General features: G+C 49.3%; 17 protein-coding genes. 5 read left to right on the forward strand and 12 right to left on the reverse strand.

Annotated features, from left to right (window positions below):
* Nucleotides 1–23 precede the first annotated feature (23 nt).
* The gene (locus AC2T0J_RS06100; RefSeq protein ID WP_489809259.1) at nt 24–269 is read right to left on the reverse strand and encodes a FeoA family protein; all 246 of its coding nucleotides are present in this window, start codon (nt 267–269) and stop codon (nt 24–26) included.
* Nucleotides 270–567: 298 nt separating this feature from the next.
* Here AC2T0J_RS06100 and AC2T0J_RS06105 point away from each other — a divergent pair, with 298 nt between their 5' ends.
* Nucleotides 568–939 (forward strand): VOC family protein, encoded by a 372-nt coding sequence (locus AC2T0J_RS06105; RefSeq protein WP_489809260.1) that lies wholly within the window; start codon nt 568–570, stop codon nt 937–939.
* Nucleotides 940–1009: 70 nt separating this feature from the next.
* Here the strand turns inward: AC2T0J_RS06105 and AC2T0J_RS06110 are convergent, their stop codons facing one another.
* From AC2T0J_RS06110 to AC2T0J_RS06130, 5 genes are all read right to left on the reverse strand, one after another.
* Nucleotides 1010–4069 (reverse strand): outer membrane beta-barrel protein, encoded by a 3060-nt coding sequence (locus tag AC2T0J_RS06110; RefSeq protein WP_489809261.1) that lies wholly within the window; start codon nt 4067–4069, stop codon nt 1010–1012.
* Between the two features lie 477 nt (nt 4070–4546).
* Complete coding sequence (locus AC2T0J_RS06115) at nt 4547–5923, reverse strand: alkaline phosphatase PhoX (protein WP_489809262.1); 1377 nt, start codon at nt 5921–5923, stop codon at nt 4547–4549.
* Between the two features lie 153 nt (nt 5924–6076).
* Complete coding sequence (locus AC2T0J_RS06120) at nt 6077–6982, reverse strand: DUF697 domain-containing protein (protein ID WP_489809263.1); 906 nt, start codon at nt 6980–6982, stop codon at nt 6077–6079.
* A 2-nt stretch (nt 6983–6984) separates the two neighbouring features.
* Nucleotides 6985–8364: a YcjX family protein gene (locus AC2T0J_RS06125; protein ID WP_489809264.1), complete on the reverse strand. Its 1380-nt coding sequence runs from the start codon at nt 8362–8364 to the stop codon at nt 6985–6987.
* A 103-nt stretch (nt 8365–8467) separates the two neighbouring features.
* A complete protein-coding gene (locus tag AC2T0J_RS06130) occupies nt 8468–9679 on the reverse strand; it encodes a M24 family metallopeptidase (protein ID WP_489809265.1) in 1212 nt (403 codons plus the stop codon).
* A 195-nt stretch (nt 9680–9874) separates the two neighbouring features.
* Between AC2T0J_RS06130 and AC2T0J_RS06135 the strand changes: the two genes are divergently transcribed.
* From AC2T0J_RS06135 to AC2T0J_RS06145, 3 genes are all read left to right on the forward strand, one after another.
* Entirely contained in the window at nt 9875–11683 is a 1809-nt protein-coding gene (locus tag AC2T0J_RS06135) for a DUF885 domain-containing protein (RefSeq protein ID WP_489809266.1), read from the forward strand.
* A 531-nt stretch (nt 11684–12214) separates the two neighbouring features.
* Nucleotides 12215–13459 carry a DEAD/DEAH box helicase gene (locus tag AC2T0J_RS06140; RefSeq protein WP_489810297.1) on the forward strand — a complete coding sequence of 415 codons (1245 nt, stop codon included), beginning with the start codon at nt 12215–12217 and terminating at the stop codon, nt 13457–13459.
* Nucleotides 13460–13558: 99 nt separating this feature from the next.
* Nucleotides 13559–14983 (forward strand): MATE family efflux transporter, encoded by a 1425-nt coding sequence (locus AC2T0J_RS06145; protein ID WP_489809267.1) that lies wholly within the window; start codon nt 13559–13561, stop codon nt 14981–14983.
* 42 nt (nt 14984–15025) lie between these two features.
* On the opposite strand, the gene AC2T0J_RS06150 is transcribed toward AC2T0J_RS06145, so the two are convergent.
* The 4 genes from AC2T0J_RS06150 to AC2T0J_RS06165 all read right to left on the reverse strand — a co-directional run bounded on the left by AC2T0J_RS06150 (nt 15026) and on the right by AC2T0J_RS06165 (nt 20795).
* Entirely contained in the window at nt 15026–16111 is a 1086-nt protein-coding gene (locus tag AC2T0J_RS06150; RefSeq protein ID WP_489809268.1) for a tyrosine-protein phosphatase, read from the reverse strand.
* A gap of 56 nt (nt 16112–16167) precedes the next feature.
* Complete coding sequence (locus AC2T0J_RS06155; protein WP_489809269.1) at nt 16168–18702, reverse strand: TonB-dependent receptor; 2535 nt, start codon at nt 18700–18702, stop codon at nt 16168–16170.
* Between the two features lie 126 nt (nt 18703–18828).
* Nucleotides 18829–19998: a hypothetical protein gene (locus tag AC2T0J_RS06160; RefSeq protein WP_489809270.1), complete on the reverse strand. Its 1170-nt coding sequence runs from the start codon at nt 19996–19998 to the stop codon at nt 18829–18831.
* On the reverse strand, nt 19995–20795 hold the full coding sequence (locus AC2T0J_RS06165; protein ID WP_489809271.1) for a hypothetical protein: 801 nt from the start codon (nt 20793–20795) through the stop codon (nt 19995–19997). Before AC2T0J_RS06165 ends, AC2T0J_RS06160 begins: the two co-directional genes overlap by 4 nt.
* A gap of 178 nt (nt 20796–20973) precedes the next feature.
* On the opposite strand from AC2T0J_RS06165, the gene AC2T0J_RS06170 reads away from it, so the two are divergent.
* Nucleotides 20974–21336 (forward strand): RidA family protein, encoded by a 363-nt coding sequence (locus AC2T0J_RS06170; protein WP_489809272.1) that lies wholly within the window; start codon nt 20974–20976, stop codon nt 21334–21336.
* Between the two features lie 39 nt (nt 21337–21375).
* Here AC2T0J_RS06170 and AC2T0J_RS06175 read toward each other — a convergent pair whose 3' ends face one another.
* Nucleotides 21376–23013 carry an acyl-CoA synthetase gene (locus tag AC2T0J_RS06175; protein ID WP_489809273.1) on the reverse strand — a complete coding sequence of 546 codons (1638 nt, stop codon included), beginning with the start codon at nt 23011–23013 and terminating at the stop codon, nt 21376–21378.
* 279 nt (nt 23014–23292) lie between these two features.
* Nucleotides 23293–23769: a DUF6491 family protein gene (locus tag AC2T0J_RS06180; protein WP_489809274.1), complete on the reverse strand. Its 477-nt coding sequence runs from the start codon at nt 23767–23769 to the stop codon at nt 23293–23295.
* Between the last annotated feature and the right edge of the window lie 177 nt (nt 23770–23946).

Consider the following 23946-nt stretch of genomic DNA (forward strand, 5'->3'; position numbering starts at 1 on the left):
AATACGGCTGTCCTGAATCTAGACTAACTGGATATTTCAGTCAGTGGGGAAATCTGAATACGGGTGGCCAGGTCGTGCTCCATAGCAAAAACACTTCCACCTAACTGCATGACCATTGGCCCACCTAAGGGACCGCGTCGGATACACTGCACATCACGACCTGTGGAAAGGCCCATTTCGCTCAGGCGGTCAATAATTTGTTGATCGAGGGAGGCGTCAATTTGAGTAACCTTGGCAGATTTTGACTTACCTAATTCCCATAACGTCATACTAAAAACACCTAATCAGTGGCACCTGCTGGCCAAAAAACTGTGCAGCGGTCACCCGCGCACCACTTAAATAACAATCATTCCCATTTAGACTACCAGAATTTGACCAGTCAGGCTATAGCAGACCGGTTTTTGTTAACCCCTGATAGACTATTTGTTGAGATTAGCCGATTTCGCCCCATATGTTTGGTAGCACACAGACCGGGTTAATAGGGATAAATAGTCATTCCGGCCGGGGACTTCTTGCTCTACACTATTCTGCAAGCCAATGGGGCCTGTTAATAACAAGGAATTTTATATGATCGCTTACACTATCGTTGGTACCAACAATATTGAAAAGGCCGCTGCCTTTTACGACGAACTTTTAAGTCTGGCAGGTGCTCAGCGTGCTATTGACGCACCGCGCATGATTGCCTGGGGCAATAACCCCGCCGCGCCCATGTTCGCCATCGCAACCCCTTATGATGAAAAGCCAGCGACCGTGGGTAACGGTAGCATGGTGGCAATTGCTGCTACTGATCCTGATCAGGTAAATGCATTTTATGCCAAAGCAATTGAATTAGGTGGTACGACAGAAGGCGAACCCGGCGTGCGAATGGACGCATACTACTGTGCTTATGTTCGTGACCTGGACGGCAATAAGCTGAATTTCTTCTGCATGGCGAACTAATCAGCAGCACAAAAAAAGCCACCTCAAAGAGGTGGCTCAACCGTCGTGAGTCAACGAGGTTATACGGAAATCAGAACTTCACGCCTACAGCCAGCTGAACACGGCGTGGGTTGTAGTAACTACGCGCTTCACCAAAGTTGTCATCGGTCAGGTACGGGTTGTAGTTATATCCGGTTTGCTTATCGAACACGTTAAACAGATCCGCTCTGAAACGGGCAGTATAACCTTCAACAAACTCCCAGTTTTGCGTGTAACTTAGGTCCACCTGCCAGTGGCTGGCACCACGGCGGCTGCCGGCAGGTTCAGCATAACGGCTGGTATGTGAAGTTGCATAACCATAACCAGTGCCATCCCAGGCAGTCCAGGCTTCACCCGACTGGAAAATAAAGTAAGCGCCCATAATACCTTCCCAGTCAGTGGTATAGGTGCTGATAACTTTAACTTTATGTGGCTTATCAGCCGCTAACTTACCATAGCGGTTATCCCATGGCATACGACCACGGCCGTCCCCATAGTATGACGAACCGATAAAGGTGTTCGCATCATTAGTTGACGTTGTGTTGTCCTGGTCAAAGTTACCGTAGTAATGGCTCCATACATAAGACGCGTTTACATACCATTTGTCATCTTGGTATTCCGCCTCCATGCTCCATTCCCAGTATTTGGTCTGGCCGCCATCAACTTCGGCAATCACATAACTGGAACCGCCTACTTCATCACGCATTGCACCCAGGTTAGGGATATAATCACCTTTTGCTGCAATATCCGCAGGTACCTGACCGATATCACCATACTTGCCATACGAACGCGCACCGTTAGGCATATCTTCCCAGAAGTGACTACCGTAGCGATAACGAACGTGTGAACGCAGGAACAATTCGCTAGTAACCAGTTTAGTGGTACCAATGGTGAACTCATCAATACGACGCGGCTTCATGTTATCGGCGAAGAACTTACCTGATGATCCTGCAGCTGGATCAAAGTCAATGTAGTTGCCGTCTTGGTCGAAGTTCACATCTAGGTCACGCTGGGTATTTCGAGCCCACGACGCAGCACGCGGAAGTGAACTGGCATTGGGGTTATAACTGGCATAGTTTGCAAATACCGTTGAGGAATCTTCATATTCCCAGGTAACGCCTAAACGCGGCTGGATCATATCTTTCCAGTCAGTTTTATACATTTCGTATTTCGCGCCAGGCGCTAACTCATAGCCTGATACATTTGCGCTGTTTTTACGCAGCCCCTGACCATAAAACGTGTCCCGGCTCACCATAACGCCAATATTGTAGGTAAAGTCACCGTGCTCAATTTCGTCATTGATTTCAAAATCGAGTGATTCAATAGAAGACTTGATAGGAGGTACCGTTTCACCATTCTGCAACAAGCTCATTTGCTGAATTGTTGCCTGGTAATATACATCGGTTCTATCTGGGTCAACGTCTGTCCCTAATCCACCTATGAGTCTGACGTTACCCCAACCGTTAGACAGACGAGCAAGCTCTTCTTCGCCCTCTGACCAGCGCGCACCAAAATGCAGGAAGTGAGTCATATCACCAGTATAAAGTTCGGTATCAAAACCAATCTGGAACGCTTCACGATTATACTCAGTGGTATTATAAGTAGGGTACGCGCCGACACCGCCGCCGCCGCTTAATTCGCCATCGTCATCAATGTAGCCGTACTGCTGAACATAGCCAGCTGCCAGCGCGTTGAAGATATCATACTCGGCCATTTCTTCTGGCGTAGCATTTGCCGGATAGTCACGCTCACTGGGCACTAAAAAGTAACCAAGCTGATCCATATTGGCAATATCTAACGAATCGCCAAGTGCTGGTGTAAATCCAAATTCAACATCAGGGCCTTCAACCCCTTCATCGGTATATTTCGAATATTTAAAAGTAAGGCTGGATGTATCACCTAACAGCCATGAACCATCAACTGCGGTGATTTTACTTTTAGATTCGCCACCACGGGAAACGCTATCGGTTTCGAACTCGCCGATTGACGCACCTTCTTCCTCGATGTCGGTATTACGGTGACTAACATTGATCAGAATGTCGTCAGTTGGTGCCCAGGTTAATTTACCATAATATTCATCACGAACTCGCTTATAAGATTTCGCCGGACCGTAAGCGGTTTGTTTATCTTCACCGGTGGTTTCAGGACGATAATACGAGCCGTAAAAAAACAATTGGTCCTGAATAATCGGACCGCTCACTGAGCCAATAATCCAACTGTTATCAACGTCACTGATGACACCATCTGTAGGTGTTGCAGTAAAGTCCGCATTCTGAATGCGGTATTCTAGGCTGCCGTGGAAGTCATTGGTACCTGACTTGGTGACAGAGTTAACATTTACGCCACCAGCACGGTTAAAACCAATGGCTTTTGAACCACCACGGTCTACCGAAACATAGGAGATATCGTGGGTTGAAGGTGATGAAGATAAGTTACCAAACATCGGCAGGGATAAATCCACACCATCCAATGCATAGCTGTTATCCACGCCCGAACCACCAGCTGAGGGGCCCAGTACGCCGTTTTCAGTATATTCTACACCCGGCAAAATTTTCAGCATGTCACGATAAGACTGACCAATGGGCATGTTAGCAATAACGTCTTCGCCGAACGAGTTAGTCAGCGATGAATCACCTTCTGTAACAATAGCAGTACCATATACTTCAATGCGTTCAGCCTGCATGGGTTCAAAAGCAAAATTAACCACAGATGCCTGTTCCAGAAGAACCTTAGTATTGGTTTTACGCACTGAACCATCTGCGAAGGTGAAAGTAACGTCGTAGTCGCCAGGGAGCAGATACGGCAGCGTGAACGTACCATCGGGACGGGTTGTTGTACTACGCGGTTTTGGCATCACATCACTGGTAACTACTACCTGCACACCACTAACGGCAACATCCCCCCCCGGTGCTGTTACGGTACCTTTAATACTCCCGGTAATTTGCTGTGCCTGAACAGGTGCGCAGATACCCGCAGCCACTGCACCGGCAAACATAACGGCAGCAGTAGAGGTTGAACGATTTTTCCAGGATTGACGAATTGCCTGACGAATCTGACCAGACAGATACTGCCCGGCAAATTTCGCCTTGATTGACGTGAGTTCGTTATTCATGAGTGTGACCCTTTTGCTGTTTTTAGTGCGGCTAAATTACCACTTATGGTCAACATTTAACCCACAGCACGACCACACGTCAAGAATAATTTTTTCTAATTATTCATATTTTTTGAAATATTTTATCTCATATCAATAATAATTTTCTGCTCAAAGCGTTTATTTATTCTAGTCAAATACAAAACTTCCTCGCCGGAATCGCGTTGATATCGGCAATACATTATAAAATAGCCAAAAATTCAAAATTTAATCAAATAAATTCATAAGCTTAAAATTTGAGCGACCAAAGTAAACAAATAACGTTTTTATATCTTTTCAGGGGTTAATCAGCTTACCATTATTCGCAAACGTGATTAATTATTACACAGGAATAGCTTATTCGCAGGAATAGAAATATTAATTATTCCTAATAAACCAACTAAATCTATTCCGAATTTATCACGGCAACCGGAGGGCTGGCTGCCGTGTTTTGAAAGCTTACGAGTTCCGGTGATTCCAGGGTCCCGAAATCGCCAGGGTTTTGGCAGGCGAATAGAGATTCACAAACAGCGTTTTGCCATCCGGCGAGAAGCACGCCCCGGCCAACTCGGTTTGCAAAGCCAGCCGCGCAAAAGGATACACCTCACCAGCTGGCGTCACACCTCGTAAATAATTATCCACAATGGCGGTGTACTGATCTTCACAAATAATCAAATGACCATTAGGCGTAACCGTAAGGTTATCACCGAAGTTAAGCAGTTGGCTGTCGGCACTCTCTACAAACAACTGCAAAGCACCCGGCGCGTCACTTTCTCCCGGGCTGCCCTCATAGACGGAAGGCTTGTAAGCCATTACCTGTCCCAGCTTTTTGTGCCCGCCGTTGGTACAGCAGAAATACAACCGGTCTTCTGCCCAGTGAATGCCTTCACCCCGGGCAAACAACGCTGCGCCTGCCTGATACCCTTGTTTACGCAGATCATCTTCAGCACTGTCGGGCGAAGTAATATCCACCCAACTAACATCCAGCCACTCACCTACCGGCATTTCACGTTTGTTCCAGTTACGAGAGTCAAACTTTGGATAGCCTTTAACGGCCAGCGCCTGCAACTGACCACCGGCGGCCAGATTACCGTATTCATTGGGGATTAAGCGGTACAGTAAACTGTCACCGCGGTCTTCCGTCATGTAAACAATACTGCTTTCAGGATCCACACAGGCGGCTTCATGATTAAACCGCCCCAGTGCTTTGAGCGGTTTAGCCTCAACCAGTCCGTTTGCGTTGGCGGGCACTTCAAATACATAACCGTGATATTTATTACCATCGTCAGAAGGCGTATCAACGCTTTCTTCACAGGTAAGCCAGCTTCCCCATGGCGTAATGCCACCAGAGCAGTTTCGCACCGTGCCTATAAGACTCAGATATTCCTGCTCTTTGTTGCCAGTTTTCGTATTGTAAACAAGAGTGGTAGTGCCACCCGGCAAGGCTTCATTACGTCTATTGTTGTCGTAAGCCAAGGCAGATTTAAACGGCGTCGGCTGGCCGGGCCCGAATTCCGTTAAATGCTTGGGCTGTAATTCGTGGTTCCGGATCAGTGCAACCCGGTTTTCATCCAGAGGCAAACAGCCCATGCCGTCGGCGCGGTCTGGTACCAGTAGTCCGTCATCCATTTTATCGCCGAAAGAGGATAAGACCTGATAAGAGAAGCCTTCGGGTAATGCCAGTACGCCCTTAGGATCGTCAATCAGCGGGCCATAACCAGCACTGGTTTTCATGGCAACATTGGTTGCCGCCATGGGCTGTCGGAAAAGGCCGCCTGACATACCGGCGGCTGCCAGTGTTCCTAAGGCGACGGTAAACTGTCGTCGTGTAATCATGGTGTTCCTATATTTTTCACAGCCATTTTTGTTTTCTACGTTACATCAGTAACATGACTTTAGAATGACAAAATGGGTGTTGGTTCCTTCCAGACAATAGCGTAAACGCCCAATACGCTATTTTTACCGATAAACTGCGCGCCACACTGATGGCTACTTTTCTTCTTCCAGCAAGCGCATCAGGGTTTTACCCAATCGAACATTCAGGGCCCCGGCTGCCACGGCTTCGGCAGAGTTTTCCATCAGTTTGGCGGCCAACGAACCGCTCAGTTGATTAGTCATCTCATCGGTAGCTAAATCAAAAATACTTTGCGCGGCCAGGTTCTGAGCGAGAATTTTCATCAGCTTCCAGTTGCCAGCCGTGGCGGGTCGCAGCCCATAGACTTTGGCTACCCGTTTTATGGTGCGCATGCTGATCCATAAAATCATCAGTGACTGAATAAGATGGTTAGGACTGATAAACGCCATGCTACCACTGGCCATGGATTCCTTTTTCACCACTTCGCTGGCTTTGGCTTTCACCGGCTGCGCCACAAACTGGCGATACATTTCCACAATCTCGTCACTGGAATGGTCGGCCTTTAACAAGCCGGTAAAACGCTTATAGCACTGCTCGGCATAGCTGTGCCGGGTAAACTGACTGGCATGCAGCTGCAATGCATCCAGCGTTGCCTGCCTGGAGTCGTTGCGCGCCAGTGCCGATAGCTTAGGGCGACGATGAATAAACTGAGTGACCTTACGATAACCTCGCACCTCACCAAGGGTCATAGTAGATACGCTAAGCACGAATACCCCCAATACCGCAGCCAGCACCGAAGTCGCCACCGGCGATGAGGCAAAGTTGCTTTCAATAAACGTGACGGCTTCAAATAAGCTAAAACCAACCACACAGCCGATACCTGAGAGCAGCGCCAGCCACTTCGCAGAAAACCCCTTACCCGGTTCAACCACGGTTAACGGCTCCGCCTCCCGCTTAGCCGGCATGGCATGATCCGGCGGCTGCATGTCAATTTCCGTTTGCGTGACTTTGGAGCGATAGGTTTTTTCTGTGGTGCTCACGGTTAGTCCTCCAGTAGATACTGAAACAGCCTGTCCAGGCCATTGCCATTTAAAATACGCGCCAGGTGATCCTTAGGCACACCGGCCGGTAAAGCGGGATAATGTTCATCAGCAGGCATGGCTTTTAACGAATCCGGTAAGGGCTCGAAGGTCGCTTCCATATACCGCCCTTCGCTGTTTATGTAGCGTAAGGCCTGGTCACTTGAACCGGTATCGGTAGCCTGAATGGCCGACAGCAGAAAGTGTTCAAACTGAATGTCGTCTTTATCCAGCTGAGCCGTTGCGCCCCGGGTGACATCTTTAAGCAGCGCCAGCAGATTATCTTTCTGCGCGGCCGGAATGAGATCGCTTTTAGTGGCGACAAAAGCCACTTTGGCAATTTTCTGCTGGCGTAACAGATGACGTTGCACCCAGCCCGGGGCACCATACACAAAGGTTTGCGCCAGATTACTCAGGGTTTCCCGCAACTGATACAAATGGCTCTTGCTGTGGTTCAAGCCCTCAAATAGATCCACCAGTATTATCTGCTTGTCGGTTTCGCGAAACGTACTTTGTTTTAATACTGCCAGCCAGTCTTTCTGGAAGACCTCAAAATGATGGGTAAAGCGCTGGGTCCACGGGCTGGATAAATCGCTGCTGATCCGCGACGGCAAGGGCGTAAAGCCGTACTCCTGCCAGTCGAAGCCCGAACCGGGAATAAGAAAACTTCCCGGCTGCAGCATAGAAATACCTTCAGCTTTGGCCGCCAGCAAATACTCGCGGTATTTGCTAACCAGCACGTTAATCACATCGGGCGTGGGCGGCTGTTCAAAATCGAACCCGCTCACCGCCTCGTGCCAGTCTTTAGCGAACTGATTCTGCGGCTCATTCATTTGCTGTGCCCAGGCGGAGTCTGACCATTGGGTAAAGGTTTTATCCAGCATGGGTAAATCGGTAAGCCATTCACCGGGGTAATCGATAAATTCAAACACGATATCGGTGAAAGGCAGCAGGTACTTTTTAACCCCGTGGGTTTGCCGCAACCGAACGGTTAACTGAAAGCCAGCCACCGATTCAGTAGCCGGTGGCCATTCGCCTCTTTCCAGGGCTGCCATGTGCTCTTCTAACGGGAATTCAGGCAGGTCGCCAAGGGGTTCCACCCACATATTTTCGACAAGATCCATGGGCAAATACCTTAGTAAGGGCAAACACTGATACTGCTCCTCGCTACGGTACTTAAGAATCGTCATCAGGCTGGTAAACAGCATAGATTTACCACTGCGGCTTAAGCCGGTAATGGTAAAGCGGTGGCGGGATTGCATAAACCATTGGGCAAATTGTGCCGAGCCAGCATCAGACGCCCGCCTGACCGGTTTAAGCACACTATCCAGCAAGTTTCGCATGGTCATCCTCCCGCCCCGTTACACTGCTATTATTCCCTTTGTCTATTCCCTAACGTGGGTGGCTTTGCAATCAATATCAAGCTTTTGCCACACTTTGTTACAGTTATAGCGCAAAGGGGTTATCGATGGACTGCGCCGGTTGGGTAAACCAGCGCGGACCATCCTCGGTCATGTAAAAATGATCTTCCAGACGAATTCCAAACTCACCCGGCACTACGATCATGGGTTCATTACTGAAGCACATACCCGGGGCTAACGGCTGCGGATTGTCTTTTACCAGATAAGGCCATTCGTGGATATCCATGCCGATGCCATGGCCGGTGCGGTGGGGTAATCCCGGCAAATCGTAATCGGGTCCAAGACCAGCGCTTTCCAGACTGGCCCGGGCAGCGGCATCCACGTTGCCACAGGGCTGACCATTAACCGCTGCGGCAAATGCTGCCAGTTGCGCGTCTTTTTCGGCCTGCCACAAACGGGCCTGCTTCTCTGTTGCGCCGCCAAAAGAGTAGGTGCGGGTGATGTCCGACAGGTAGCCATGTAACTTACAACCGGTATCAATCAGCACCAGATCACCAGTTTTAAGGACCTGCGGATCTTTTACACCATGGGGAAAAGACGTTGCTTTGCCAAACAGCACAATACAAAAATAAGAGCCGCTGGCGCCAACTTTTTTATGCGCTTCATGAATAAACTGTTCGACCTCGGTAGTGGTGATCCCTTCATGTAATATGCTGGCGGTAGCCTGATGTACTGCCAGCGTCATGTCCATGGCGCGCTGAATAAGCGCCAGTTCGCCGGCCGATTTATGCATACGGCAATGGGCTGTCACGCCGCTGGCGTTAATAATCTTGATATCCGGCATCGCTTTATTAAAACCATCCACAATAAAGAACGCCGTGGCTTCATCCACGCCGAAAATATCACCGCCGCTGACACCGGCGCTTTTTAATACATCGGCGGCCAGCGCATAGGGACTTTCGTGCTCCTGCCAGCCTACCATATCGCCGGCAACAACCTTGCGCTCTGACAGCGAGTCAATCTCAAATAAAGGGGCAATATAAACGACTTCACCACTGGCTGGCAGAATAGCACCTACCAAACGCTCGCTGGCATACCAGTCCATGCCAGTAAAATAACTTAAGTTAGTACCGGCATTAAGATAGATAGCAGCAATTTGATGCTCACGCATGTACTGTTGGGCTTTTTCAATACGGGCTAAGTGTTCACTATGCGCTATCGGCTGAGTGTCTGCAGTCATGTTTGAAAGCGTGGCCAGCACGGCTTCGCGGGTCTTGCCGCCAATACCTGTTTGCATGAATTACTCCTGTCCGAAAATACCTGCACACTATACCTCATACACCATTTTCACGACAGACAGCCACTGCGAAGCTGGTCTACGCAGAGTGGTAACCCGGCGGTTTATCCTCGCCCAATTCAACTGGCTAAGGCAGTATAAACAAAATACGATAGACTTATTAAAATCCGGATATAACAACAATAGGAGACTCTGGTGCTCACAGCTCAATCCCCCAACCCAATAAAAATCGTAGCCCTATCTGTGATGATGGCTTGCTCGGCAATCGGTGTAACGGCATGTTCATCTACGACTTCGCCGTCAGCCACCACCAGTGTGGTGGAAAGTAGCGCCGACAGCCGCTTCGAGGCGCTGTATAAGGCAGAATGGGCATGGCGCCAGAATAAAGACGCGACCGATGAAAACAGCAATACCACCAGCGCCCCGTCGAGCCTGCCGGATGTTAGTATTGCTACCCAGCAAAAACGCCTCGCCCGTTGGCAGGAAACCCTGACACAGCTGGACGCCATCGACGTTGAAGCCTTATCCGAAACCAATCAGATCAACTACGCGGTGTATCGCCTGCAAATTGAAAACCTGATTGCCGAGCAGCAATTTAAAACTTACGAAAAACCTTTACTCGGAGATACCGCCTTTTGGAGCAACCTGGCGTATATCACCCGTGAAACCTTTCATAGCGAGCAGGATTTCGAGAACTACATACAGTGGCTGCAAGACATGCCACGCTATTTTGATCAGCAAATCGCCAATATGAAACTTGGCCTGGCGCGTAAGTTCACCTTACCGAAGATTTCGTTACAGGGCCGCGATACATCAGTGATCTCAGTTATCGAGGCAAAAGGCGCGGATAACATGTATTTTAAGCCGTTTAAGAAAATGCCTTCCCGCTTAAGTGAGGAAAAACAAGCGCAATTGCAGGCCAAAGCCAAAGCCGCTATTGCCGACTATGTTATTCCAGCTCATCAGACCTTGCTGACCTTTTTACAGGAAGACTATATTCCTAACGCCCAGCCATCGATTGCCGGTTATGACCTGCCCGATGGCAAGGCCTATTATCAGGCGCAAATTAAGCAGTACACCACGCTGGATTTAAGCGCCGAGGAGATCCACCAGATTGGTTTGGATGAAGTCGCCAAGATCCGCCAGCGCATGCATGAAGTGATGGCCGATGTGAATTTTGATGGCGACTTACAAGCCTTTTTAACCTTCCTGCGCACCGATGAACAATTTTATGTTGATACACCACAGGCGCTGCTCGACCGCGCCGCCTGGACTGCCAAGGAATTTGATGGTGTGGCAGACCAGTGGTTTGGTCACCTGCCCCGCAAACGCTTTGCCATCATTAAAGTGCCGGACGATATCGCGCCATTTTATACCGCTGGCCGTGGCGGCCCGGGCACTTATTGGGTAAATACCTATGACCTGCCCTCTCGCCCGCTGTATTCCCTGCCAGCACTCACGCTACATGAGTCCGCACCGGGCCACGCGTTCCAGATGCCACTGTCACTGGAAAACGACGCCATTCCCGAGTTCCGCCGTAAAAGCTATATCTCAGCATTCGGTGAAGGCTGGGCGCTTTACAGCGAATTATTGGGTGAAGAAATGGGCCTCTATCATACGCCTTACGAGGTCTTTGGCATGCTGAGTTACCAAATGTGGCGAGCGGCTCGTTTGGTGGTAGACACCGGCATTCACGCTAAGGGTTGGACACGTAAAGAGGCGCAGGACTTTATGAAAGAGAACACAGCGCTGTCGATTCATGAGATCACCACCGAAGTAGACCGCTACATTGCATGGCCTGGACAGGCACTTTCTTACTACCTCGGTCAGATGGCCATTGTTGAATACCGCGCGCGGGCAGAACAAGCCCTCGGCGAGCAGTTCGATATTCGTAACTTCCACGACATGATCCTGCAAATGGGCTCGGTGCCGCTTTCGGTTCTGGACAAGCGGGTAGATAAGTTTATTGCCGAAGGCGGACCATCGCCCTACCCGGCAGGTTAACATCGTCTCAGGGGGCGTAAATGATTGTTGGCAGCGTACCAACGCCGGCAAGACTTACGCCTTGTTTCCTTAAGCCTGTTACAACGCTTCGTTTGCCATTTTGAGCGCTACCAAGATGGTTTTGTCGGTATCAATTTGGATATCAGGCATAGCACCGCTGTTTTTCCAACTATCGCCGGTTTTTGGATGTTGCAGCACAGCCTAAGCCATCACCAGACTCAGGTGCTCACTCAGTCTCTCGACAGTTGTCATAAGGCAAGGGCTTCAGTTGTATTTTCAGGCGACCAAGAGAAAACTGAGCATCGTTCAATTCACCTTGCCGGAGGGCACTGTTTAACCACTCAACAGTCTCCTGACGAGGGTCGTCACGAATGTAATTCTTCTCAACCACACTAATCAGTTGTGTTACCGCGCCATGAACTTCCTGTCTGGAGCGGAATAGTTCGTCCGTCCCCAATGCCGGTGTTAAGCCGCCTACCGTTAAAGTGCTACAATAGCGACGTGTTTATTTAATAAGTAGCGATGTAAATGATGCGTTTTTCCGACCTGGGCCTGCACACTATTCTGCTTGCCACCCTTGATGAGCTCGACTATCAGGCCCCTACGCCTATTCAACAGGCCGCCATTCCCGAAGTATTGGCCGGACGTGATGTGTTGGCGGGCGCACAAACCGGTACCGGTAAGACCGCCGCGTTTGCGTTACCGTTAATTCAGCGCTATCTGTGTCAATCAAACGCGGAAAAAGCCATTCGGGTATTAGTGCTTACCCCTACACGCGAACTCGCTCAGCAGGTTCAGCAGAGTTTTGTCACTTACAGTCAGGGAACCGGATTGCGCTCCGTAGTGGCCTACGGCGGAGCGAGTATTAACCCGCAGATTGAAGCATTAGGCCTTGGTTGTGATGTACTGGTTGCCACCCCCGGGCGTTTACTGGAACTGGTTAGTAAAGCGCTTATTGACCTGAGTACCTTGCAAACGCTGGTACTCGATGAAGCAGACCGCATGCTGGATATGGGCTTTATTATCGATATTAAGCGGATCCTCAGGCACCTGCCGGATGCGCACCAAACGCTGTTTTTCAGTGCCACATTTAACGATGAGGTGTATGCCCTCAAAAATACCCTGTTAACGGATCCGGCGCTCATTGAAGTGACCGAACGCAATACCACAGCCAGCAAGGTTGAGCAGCGTGTTTACGAGGTCGATAGTGCTAAAAAAGCTGCGCTGGTGGCTTATCTTATCGGTGTGAATAACTGGCATCAGGTACTGATTTTTACGCGGACTAAACAGGCGGTGGACGCGCTGGTCAAAGAGCTCGGCAAAGATGGTATTACCGCAGATGCGGTTCACGGCGATAAAGCCCAGGGGGCCCGCGAGCGTGCCCTGGAAGCCTTCAAAGCCGGTGAGGTACGAGCGCTGGTTGCCACCGATGTAGCCGCCCGGGGCCTTGATATCCAGCAGTTACAATACGTGATCAATTTTGAACTGCCCTACAACGCTGAAGATTATATCCACCGCATTGGTCGCACCGGCCGTGCCGGTCAGGCCGGACTGGCAGTATCACTGGTTTCCCGTAAAGACAAGTACCTGCTTGAAGACGTTGAAAAACTTACCGGCGAGCATTTTATTGTCCAGTGGGTGGAAGGCTTCGAGCCGAATCCGGCAGCGCACGATAGCGCAGGTCCCCCCCGACGGAAACCGTCTAAAAAGTCGCTGCGCGCCAATGCCCTTGGCCAAACCAGAAACAAAGGGAAGGCCGGCAAACGGCGCCGCTAAGGCATTTAAATATATAACATGTCAAATCCGCAGGTTTGGCGGCCGTGTTTTTTATCTGGGGACGGGGTACCATAGCGCGTCTTTTGTTGCGGAGCTCACATGACCCTTTCATCACAACTGCTCACCGGTCCTATTCATAAAGCGCTGTTATCACTCGCCATTCCCATTGTGATCAGCCAGCTCCTACAGTCTGCCTACCAACTGACCGATGCGTTTTGGGTGGGCCGGCTAGGTCCGGCCGAAGTTGCCGCAGTCTCGATCAGTATGCCGGTCACCTTTCTGGTGATTGCCATTGGTGCCGGACTTGCGATGGCCGGTGCCACGCTGGCCGCTCAGTACATGGGCGCCGGTCGCAAAGAAGAAGTCGACAAGGTTTCAGCACAAACGTTATTGATGGTGATGGTGGTCTCTACCTTTCTGGGTACCTGCGGGTATTTGTTGTCGCCGCACTTTCTGACCCTGCTGAAAGTAGAGCCTGAGGTGTATAGCAACGCTCTGAGCTTTATGCATGTTTCGTTCATCGGGGTGATCTTTGTGTTTACCTTTAACATGTTCCAGGCGCTGATGCGGGGCATTGGCGAAGTGCGTATTCCGCTACTAATTGTGCTTGCCACCGTGTTGCTTAACCTGGTGCTCGACCCGCTATTTATATTCGGTTACGGCAGTTTTCCCGGTTTAGGCGTCACCGGCGCAGCTTTGGCAACTCTGGTTACTCAGGCGCTGGCCGCCGTAATTGGCATTGGCATTTTACTTAAAGGGCGCCATGGTATCCATGTTCGGTTGCGCTATTTCATCCCCGATTACAACTATATTCGCCGCGCTTTTTTCCTCGGTATTCCCGGCTCAGTTGATCTCTCTGCACGGGCGCTCGGGCAAATTATCATGTCGTTTCTGGTGGCCAGTTTCGGTACCGTAACCATTGCCTCCTACGGCGTGGGCAATAACATTTTGATGTTTGTTACTATCCCGGCTCTCGGCCTGGGTATGGCTATTTCCACGCTGGTGGGGCAAAACCTGGGCGCCGGACAAATTGAGCGCGCTTCCCAGGCCGCTTTTACCGGGGCAATCTGGGGGTTTGTTTCGCTAACACTGGTTGGCATATTAAGCTTCTTTCTGGCCCCGCAAATCATCGCGTTTTTCGTACCGGAGCAACCAGAAGTGATTGCCACCGGCGCAGAATTTGTGGAAGTGATGGCACTCACCTGGGGCGGCATGGCCGTGCAGGTATGCATTACCGGCGCATTCAGGGCTTCCGGTAATATGGTCAATGCCATGGTGCTGTCACTACTGTCGCAGTGGATGTTCCTGTTTCCCATTGCGTTTATCTTATCGAAACACACAGCGTTAGGTAAAACTGGCATTTGGTGGGCTTTTGCCGCCACCAATATCCTGATTGGCATTGTGAGTATTTGCTGGCTGGCCCGAGGCAGTTGGAAGCACACCAAGCTCACCAATCAAAAACAGGAAGTGCTACAGGTTACCGAAGAAACCCTGCGAGAATCAGAAGATCAGTATTATCCCTGATAGCGTCATGCCGGTACGTTTTTGCACCGGCTTTCCTGTCGTTTAGTCCAGATACTGGGCTCTTAAACGAGCAATATCTGCATCACTTACGTTAAGTTCTTCTCTGATAAAGGCATCGATAGACCCGGATTGAGTTTCCATTTCAGCAAATGCTGCGTTCAGGTAGCTTTCACGGGTTCCCATCAGCGCGCCAACAGCCTCCTTGGGTAACCGGGCCAGCATCGCCATTGACGCATCCTGTTTGTGATCATCGCCTTTTTCTTTGTGTCCGCCGATTAAATCTTCCGGCCGTAAGATCTGCTCAGACAACACGTAGTCCTGCATGATCACATCCTTCTCTACCCCCAGTGCATACAGAATTAATGCAGCCGCTACACCGGTTCGGTCTTTACCTGCGGTACAGTGGAATAACAAAGGCTTATCATCAGCAACCAGCTCGGCAAACATGGCCCGGTAATGAATCTTTTGCTGATTAAGCAATCCCGGGTACATACCGGCCATCACCAGTTCCATGTCTTGCTCGGTAACCCTACCCTCGGCAAACATTTGTTTAAAAGCAGAGGTATCAAACTCAAGCTGATAGTCCCAGGTCATATGATTAATGTCGCCAGCCTGCCAATGGGTCAACTCATTCTGGCGCTCACTGTTGCCCCGAAAGTCCACCACGGTTTTGATATCCAGCTCTCTTAACATGGCATAGTCGGCATCGTCGAGATTATGCAGCGCACCTGAGCGATACAGTTTTCCCCATTTAACCCGCCGACCATCAGCGGTTTTATAGCCGCCCAGATCGCGAAAATTACGTCCGCCATTGAGGTTCAGCACGCGTGAGCGCACCACGGCTTGCCCACCATTTTGCCCGGTAAACGTAAAAGTGTAACGGTCCTGTATCGGCGCGTTCCACTCAAGTGATACAACCCCACCATTAATTTTGTTTGAAATCATAATGGCTGTATCGCTGCGTTCCCCTTTTGCCGTCACAGAAACTGGCTCTGAAGACTGCCAGTTTAAAACATAATGACCACTGTCACGGTCAACAGTGACCTCAGCATCCAATGCCAAAGCATTAAAGCTCATGACAACAGCACCGGCTACAACCGACAGTAATAGGGTTAAATTTTTCATCATAAATCTCCGCCGGACTGTTTTCAGCAGCCCGGTTTAGTTAGTCAGTATTTGAGGGGTTAGTAACTCAGGCGCAGGCCAAACAGGAAACGACGACCATAGCTTTCAGACTGATTGACCGTATTGTTGCCGGCATAACGCAAATCGGTCTCATCAGTGAGATTATTAGCGTTAAAGTATACCGTGGCCGACACCGGTCCGGTAAGATCGTCAGGCAGCACATACTGTAAATTGAAGTCCAGTCGGCTTTGTTCGCCCCAGTATTCAGTGGGATCTTCAATGGGCGAGATCCATTCATCCCGGTATTGATAATTCAAACGGGCAGACACACCGTAGTCTTCATAAAACACGGAGGCGTTATAAATCAAATCTGACGTACCGGGTAAATCCAGCGTCTCGCCCTGAATGGTTTGAAATTCGGATTCAACGAATGTGGCGTTAACGCTTATCCCCCATCCCATCAGTCCCGGCACAAAATCTTCTGCCATAGCAATCAGGTTGAGTTCGATACCGATAATTTCACCATCCGAGCCGTTTACTGGTCCGGAAAGTTCCCAGCGCTCACCGGGTTGTCCACCATAGATAGCACCATCCACATTCTGCACGTCGGTGTAGATAACGTTGTCCACAAAGCGGCTGAATACGGATGCCGAGGCAATACTGGCAGGCGCAAAATAGTATTCCAACGTGGCATCCAAACCGTAGGACTCTTCTGCTTCCAGGGACGGATTACCGCCGCTGACGGTGGCCGGTGTCGTGGTTGGATTAATACTCGCTGCGGCGCGCCACTCCTGGTAGGTCGGGCGGTTTACACCGCTTGAAAATGACACCCGGGCGATAGTATTGTCGTTAACATTGTAATTGAGATGCACGCTTGGCAGTACATTGGTAAAGTCATCACGGTAATCCACCGAATTTTGCTCACCGGTTTCACTATCGATAAGCGTACCGATGGAAGAATAATCCGTTTGCTCTACACGCACGCCATAAACCACGTTACCCCAGTTAAACTGGGAGTCCATCATGGCGTAAACCGCAATAATATCTTCTTCGATATGAGTACGCTCATCAGCCGAGGCCGCCGGGAATAACTCTGCTCCGGTGGCTTCCCAGGCTGCACGTAAACCTGCATTGTCCCAGTAGTTAGCATTAATACTGTTGGAAGTATTTGACGTCCAGCTTTGGTCAGTCAAAAAATTGTTTACGTCAAGGGCTACGCCCCCCAGAGCCGGAATAAAAGCCAGGACATCGAAGTCCACCAGGTTTTCACCTTTTGCCTCACGCTGATTATATTCGCCGCCCATTGAAAACGTCGAAGGTAATCCCAGAAAAGCCAGGTCTTTGCTGGCATCCAGCTTAATTTTGTCAGCATCAACATTCAGTGGCGAATTGATTTTATAGGCATAAGTCGAAGTCGGCCCATACACTATCTCGTCTACCGGTGTTGCCGGCGTGATAATCGGGTCTTCAATATTGCTGAGATCCAGGTCCACCAAATGAATATCCGCGGCATAATCGTTCAGGAAGTCTAAGCCCGACTGATAGATAATGGGCAATTGTGTCGAAAATTCGGTTTCGGTGAGGTTATAGCGCAATGCCACATCCCAGCCCGCAATAAGAAAGTCACTACCCAGTGTAGTGGTTTGAGTGGAATTACTGTACTCACCGTCTTGTAATAGGCGGTCAATATACACCGGTGCATTCTTAACAACCGGTCCTACTGGCGAGGTCGCAAAGTTAAACACATACTGGTTACGCTGCTCCAAATCGGTAAACTCGGAGTACAGGCTGGAAATAAAGAAACGCGTGCCATTATCCAACCGATACTCCAGCCGCCCACCGTATGCTTCATCTTCACGAGTGAGTTTATAACTGCGCATATCAATACTGTTGACCGCGCCATCGGCCCCTAAATCATATTCACGGTTATCGGTAATTTGCTCGCGGCTGTTCTTTGAATAAAAGCCCATAATGCCAAAATTGTCGTTAGAGAAAGACAGGCGTGAACCAAACTTCTCCACGTCACCGCCACCCAATTGCTGCTCTCCCATGCCCACATCAAGGTCGGCGCTAAAGCCTTCACGGTCGAACGGATTAAAGGTTTCGATATTGACATAACCCGCCACTGCCTCACCGGTCATTGACGGCAGAACGGCTTTATTCACTTCAATACGACGGGTTATCACCGACGGGAACGAATCAAAACGAGGGATCCTGCCGTTTTCTGCACCGGGCACGTCTATGCCGTCAAAACCAATTGCGGTGTAGCGAAACGGCATACCTCTGAAGTTGATATAACGAGCCTGCCCCTGATCCCTCTCAATCGCCAGACCGGGAACGCGACCCAGGGAGTCCGCCAGGTTTTGATCAGGAAAACGGCCAATCGTATCAGCGGCAATCACCTCCATCACATTGGATGCTACCCGTTTGGCTTCGATAGCGGCTGTCTGGCTGTCTTTAATAGGTGAAGCTAATGCGACAACCTCTTCGATTTGTTGATTGTCATCCTGACTCGCTTGTTGGGCGTGTGCCGTGGAAACAAATAGCCCTAAGGCGGCCATTATCGACACGGTTAGATAAGAACGTGGTTGCATGAAATTCTCCAGCGCTTAAAAAAGTTGGGGGCGAGTCTGCAAAACCTCAATGACAACCATGTGACAGGGATATCTGAAACTTAAATGAGATATCTCTAAAACCAAAAGTACCTATTTTTCTTATAGTTAGATTATTGTGATTTTTTCTCGCGGCGCTTGAATACGGTAAAGATAACGCAATGAGGTTTGTTCTCTGCGACCTTCAAACAAGAAAGGCCCTGCCAGCTCTTCGCCCAAAACCGCAATCAGTTCATCTTTAATTTTATTGCGATTTTGATCGAGCTTCTTCGCGGTCAGGCCGTTACGGCCAAGATCATTAATGGCCTTACCATGACCGCCAAATTGCTCCATTAAGGCAATTAATTCTGCTGCCAGCTCATGATCAGCTTTGCTGGTGAACGGGTTTAGTACCCATCCGTCTTCGGTTTGGATGCGCTTTTGTGCGTACCACAGATAGTAGTAATAAGGTGTGGCTGTTAGCTTAATCTGTATCCCTTTAATAGTGAGCAGTCTTCTCACGGCGTCAAAACTCAATTGCTCAGGCAAAGTCAATGCATTCAGGAATACTTGTTCTTCATCTTTAAAATGAGTAAATAGTAAGCCCAGCCAGGCCAGTTCGCGCGCCGTGACATTGGCAAGTTTATAGCGGTTTACCAGCGTTACTAACTTATCGCGCGCAAATCCCGCTAAAGGAGGGTATTGAACAAGGGTTTCGATAACCTCCCTTGTTGACTCACTGGCAACTGCGACTTCAGTGGCCTGTTCAGCATTTAAACCCAACTGTTGCCAATAGTTGATGCGTTCGGCAAGGTGTCGGCTCAGTGGTACAGGGAGCCATCGAACAAAGAGCACCAGAAACAGCGAAAATAACAACTGACTCACGATCAGCCAATGCCAGTTGATTTCACACATGAGTGCTCCGCTATAACTCATGTGATGATTTGGATCGTCCAGAGCAAGGCGAAAAAGGAGCAAATTACGCCAGCGTGCGCCGCTATCCAGAGCCTCTGTTGCAGTCAAGTCCGTTACATGGCATTGCCCTAAAACTGGCAAACCACTCTGCGAATTCACCTGCTGAAGGGCATGACTGATTTTATCGACAATAAAATTAACAACTTCTTCATCCATATTGCCGGCGTAAATTTTATTTGGCACCAGTGATTGATAAGTCGCAGCGTACTGTTGCTGGATAGAAGTTAGCAGTGACCATTTCGACCATGCGAGGGTAACAACACAAAGCACGATACCAATAATAAATACTGAGACAAACTGTTTCACAGAGAAGCGTTGCATCACTGACATCCGGTTAACGAGGTGTCTACCGATGACAGATTTAAAACCGTGGTTAAGTGCTCAACGATGGGCGTCAGTGCATCGGACAGTTCACAACGAACAGCGTTAGAGAGTTCAGACGTGACAAACAAAGTAGCGCTATTGCCACTGGTAATTCTGACACTGTGGAGGCCGTCTTCCCTGCCCTTACGGAACAACTCGATTGTACTGATCATATCCACTTCACCCTTATCAAACGCTTCGTATAATGAATAACTATCGGCGTAATAACGGATATCGAGGGCGTCTATATGACTTGAACGGGATTTTAGATCCTGCAATGGCAGCAGGTAATGCGTGTGACTAAAGGTATCTTCTACCAGGCCAATACGCAGCTTATCCAGTTGCGAGAAATCGATGACCTGATGGCTAAACCAGAACACTGAAAAGCCATCAAATTTTATAATAGGTGTATAGAGTTGTGAAAAGCTGGGCACTAGCCCTTTAAGGCTATGTTCACGACCCATAATGACATCAAAATCCTGATTAAGCAGGTTCACTGCGGTTAACGTTTCCCTCGCCTGCCAGGAGAGCCTTACACTGCCATAGTGTTGTTTTATTAACGGTGAGTCGCACAGTGATTGTGTAATTTTGTTGGCCGTCACCGGCGTGTACACCTGCATATTAAGTTGCTTTTCCAGCTCTGAGCCGGTTTGACACTGTACTTCATTAAGCGGGCCAATGTTCAGTGCAACTGACTGATGACGGGTAAGCAGCAGGTCGAGTGCCAGTGTTCCGATAACACAACTACAGATTATCAAGACATAGCGAAAGCGTGACATGGAGCCTGGAGAGTTAATAAACCAGTTTTAAGTTTATGATGATTAGGTGACAAATTTGTGACCAAATGGACCGCACCTTCCCAGCTTGTTTTTACTGGCCATCTGCAGTGGCCTTTGTACAATCCTTCCAAAACTCATACAGGCTAACAGCAAATTAATGAAAATCCACCGTATTAACCCCACTCCGCGTTGGTCAGATGTCACGGTTTTTAACGGCATTGCCAACTTCGTTGAAGTCCCGGAAACTGACGTAGTACTCGACATCGAAGGCCAGGTAAAGGCGATTTTTGAACAGGCAGAAGCCTCCCTTGCTTTAATCGACAGCGATAAATCGCGTATTTTAAGCGTGACCGTTTATATCACCGACTTCAATCTTGTTGACCGATTAAATGCAGTCTGGGACGCCTGGTTTGACAAAGGCACGGCACCAAGTCGGGCGTGCGTAAAAGTTGAACTGGCCGATCCCGACTGGCTAGTTGAAATGGCCTTTACCGTAGCCGCCGGCGAAGCGTATTTATAAGCCTATCCGGAGCGGCAAATGCCGCTCCGGCACCCCGAATCAGTTTTCTTTTACCTGATTACGCAACACAAATTTCTGTATTTTTCCGGTAGACGTCTTAGGTAGTTCACCAAACACAATCTTCTTAGGCACTTTAAAACGTGCCATATTATTGCGACAGAATTCAATGACTTCTTCAGCACTTACCTCCATACCATCTTTGAGTTTAATGAACGCAGCAGGCACTTCTCCCCACTTTTCATCTGGCTGAGCCACTACAGCAGCTTCAATGATGGCCGGATGGCGATAAAGTACGTCTTCCACCTCAATACTGGAGATGTTTTCGCCACCAGAGATGATGATGTCTTTAGAACGGTCTTTAATTTCCACATAACCGTCTTCGTGCCATACAGCCAAATCACCGGAATGAAACCAGCCGTCTTCGAAGGAATTATCCGTGGTTGACGGGTTTTTCAAATATCCCTTCATCACCACGTTTCCACGCATAAAGATTTCACCGACAGTTTTACCATCCTGGGGTACCGGTTCCAGGGTATTGGGGTTAGCCACCATGATGTCTTCCTGCATCGGTACTTTAACGCCCTGACGCGACTTTTTACGGGCCTTCTCTTCCATTGGCAGTGCATCCCATTCATCATGCCAGGCACACACTACACAAGGACCATAGGTTTCGGTTAGGCCATAAACATGGGTCACCGCAAAACCCATTCCCTCCATACCCTGAATCACGGCAGCCGGTGGAGCAGCGCCCGCCGTCATCACGCTCACCTGATGCTCAATGCCCGCTTTCATCTCATCCGGCGCGTTATTAAGCATATTCAGTACAATAGGTGCACCGCAGAAATAATTAACCCCCTCTTCCTTGATAGCCTGATAAATTGCATCGGGGCGAACATGGCGCAAGCACACGCTCACACCGGCATTGGCAGCAATGGTCCAGGGGAAGCACCAGCCATTGCAGTGAAACATGGGCAGCGTCCATAAATAGCGCGGATGTGGCGCCATATTCCATGACACAATATTACTCACAGCGTTTAAATAGGCGCCGCGATGGTGATACACCACGCCTTTGGGATCGCCGGTGGTACCGGAGGTATAATTCAGGGTAATGGCATCCCATTCATTCTCTGGCAAAGACCACTCATAGTCCGCCGCATCGCCGGTAGCGATAAACGCTTCATAATCCATCTCGCCAATCAATTCGCCGCCTTCGTAGTAAGGGTCGTCAATATCAATCACCAGCGGGCGCTTATTGAGCATTTTCAACGCTTTACCGACTACTTCAGAAAACTCCCGGTCAACCACTACCACTTTGGCTTCGCCATGTTGCAGGATAAACGCGATGGCTTCGGCATCCAGACGAATATTGACCGCATTGAGCACAGCTCCGGTCATCGGCACACCAAAGTGCGCCTCAAACAGCTCTGGCAGGTTAGGCGAGATAAAGGCGACGGTATCGCCCTTACCTATTCCCCGTTTTGTCAGGGCACTGGCAAGCTGCTGCGTGCGCTCATAGGTTTCGGCCCAGGTGCGGCGGGTTTGCTGGTGAATCACCGCCAGATGATTGGGGTAAACCGCAGCAGTGCGCTTAATAAAAGACAACGGGCTCAACGCCGCAAAGTTAGCCGGGTTTTGATCGAGTCCTAACGCATAAGGGTTGTGAGGTGTAGGGTTCATGGTTATCCTTCTCGCATTCAAACAAGTGTTTAATTCACCCCCATACTAGACTTTTGTTTAAGCTAATCACAGTAGCCAATGGTCTTATACGTGACGCCATGAAATACCTTATTCGTATTAAGAAATCAGGGTAAAAGAAGATGCTATTAAAAGGTTGATGATACAGAGGCGCGCTCTACCCCACCGAAGCAGGGGCAACAGCGATGTGAAACTGGATTATTATCCGGTTAGTTAAGCAGCGGGACGATTTTCCATGGCTGGTTAGATGTATCGGATCCCCTATTTCAGAGCCGCGTCTTCGCCTTCAAGCTGCTGTTCTTTCAACTCAAGTTCTTTAACTTCCGCTTTAATTTGCGCACGAAGCTTGTCATGCTGCTCTCTGGTGAGCGGATAAATTTTGTTGATGTAGCACCGAAACGGCAATGAGTCGGGCGTGTAGATAAAGTCGGTACCTTCACTGAGAGAGTTGCCAAAACGGCGGTGCAGCAAAATACCCGGAGCAAAGGCAATTTCATTGCAGCGAGGCACCAGTTCTACCAGGTAATGGCGCATGGGAGAACTGCGAAGGATCAGATATTCATCACTGAGTTCGGCGTAGCTGTCGAGCCGAAAAGCACTGACAGTATGGTCGCGCTCAAGGGATTCATCCGCCACAAACTGCTCCACCAGCATCACCATTTCATTGTTGGTTAAACGCGGTGTTGCACACCCGGCTAACATCAGTCCTGCTATCGCTAAAAGCCAATATCGCTTCATAATACACCTTTTTAAAAACGTTAACTTTGCAGGTTCGACAACCTGCCAGCCCAATAATTCCTTGTTTATCAGTTGCCACTTAATAGCCTAGCACGCCTTGCTTAACCCAAACTGAACAATCCGTTTTAAGTATATGAGTATTACTTAGAAACCAACAGCTTATACTGCTATTATTGA

The sequence above is a fragment of the Alteromonas sp. ISO5 genome (genome assembly GCF_058105165.1).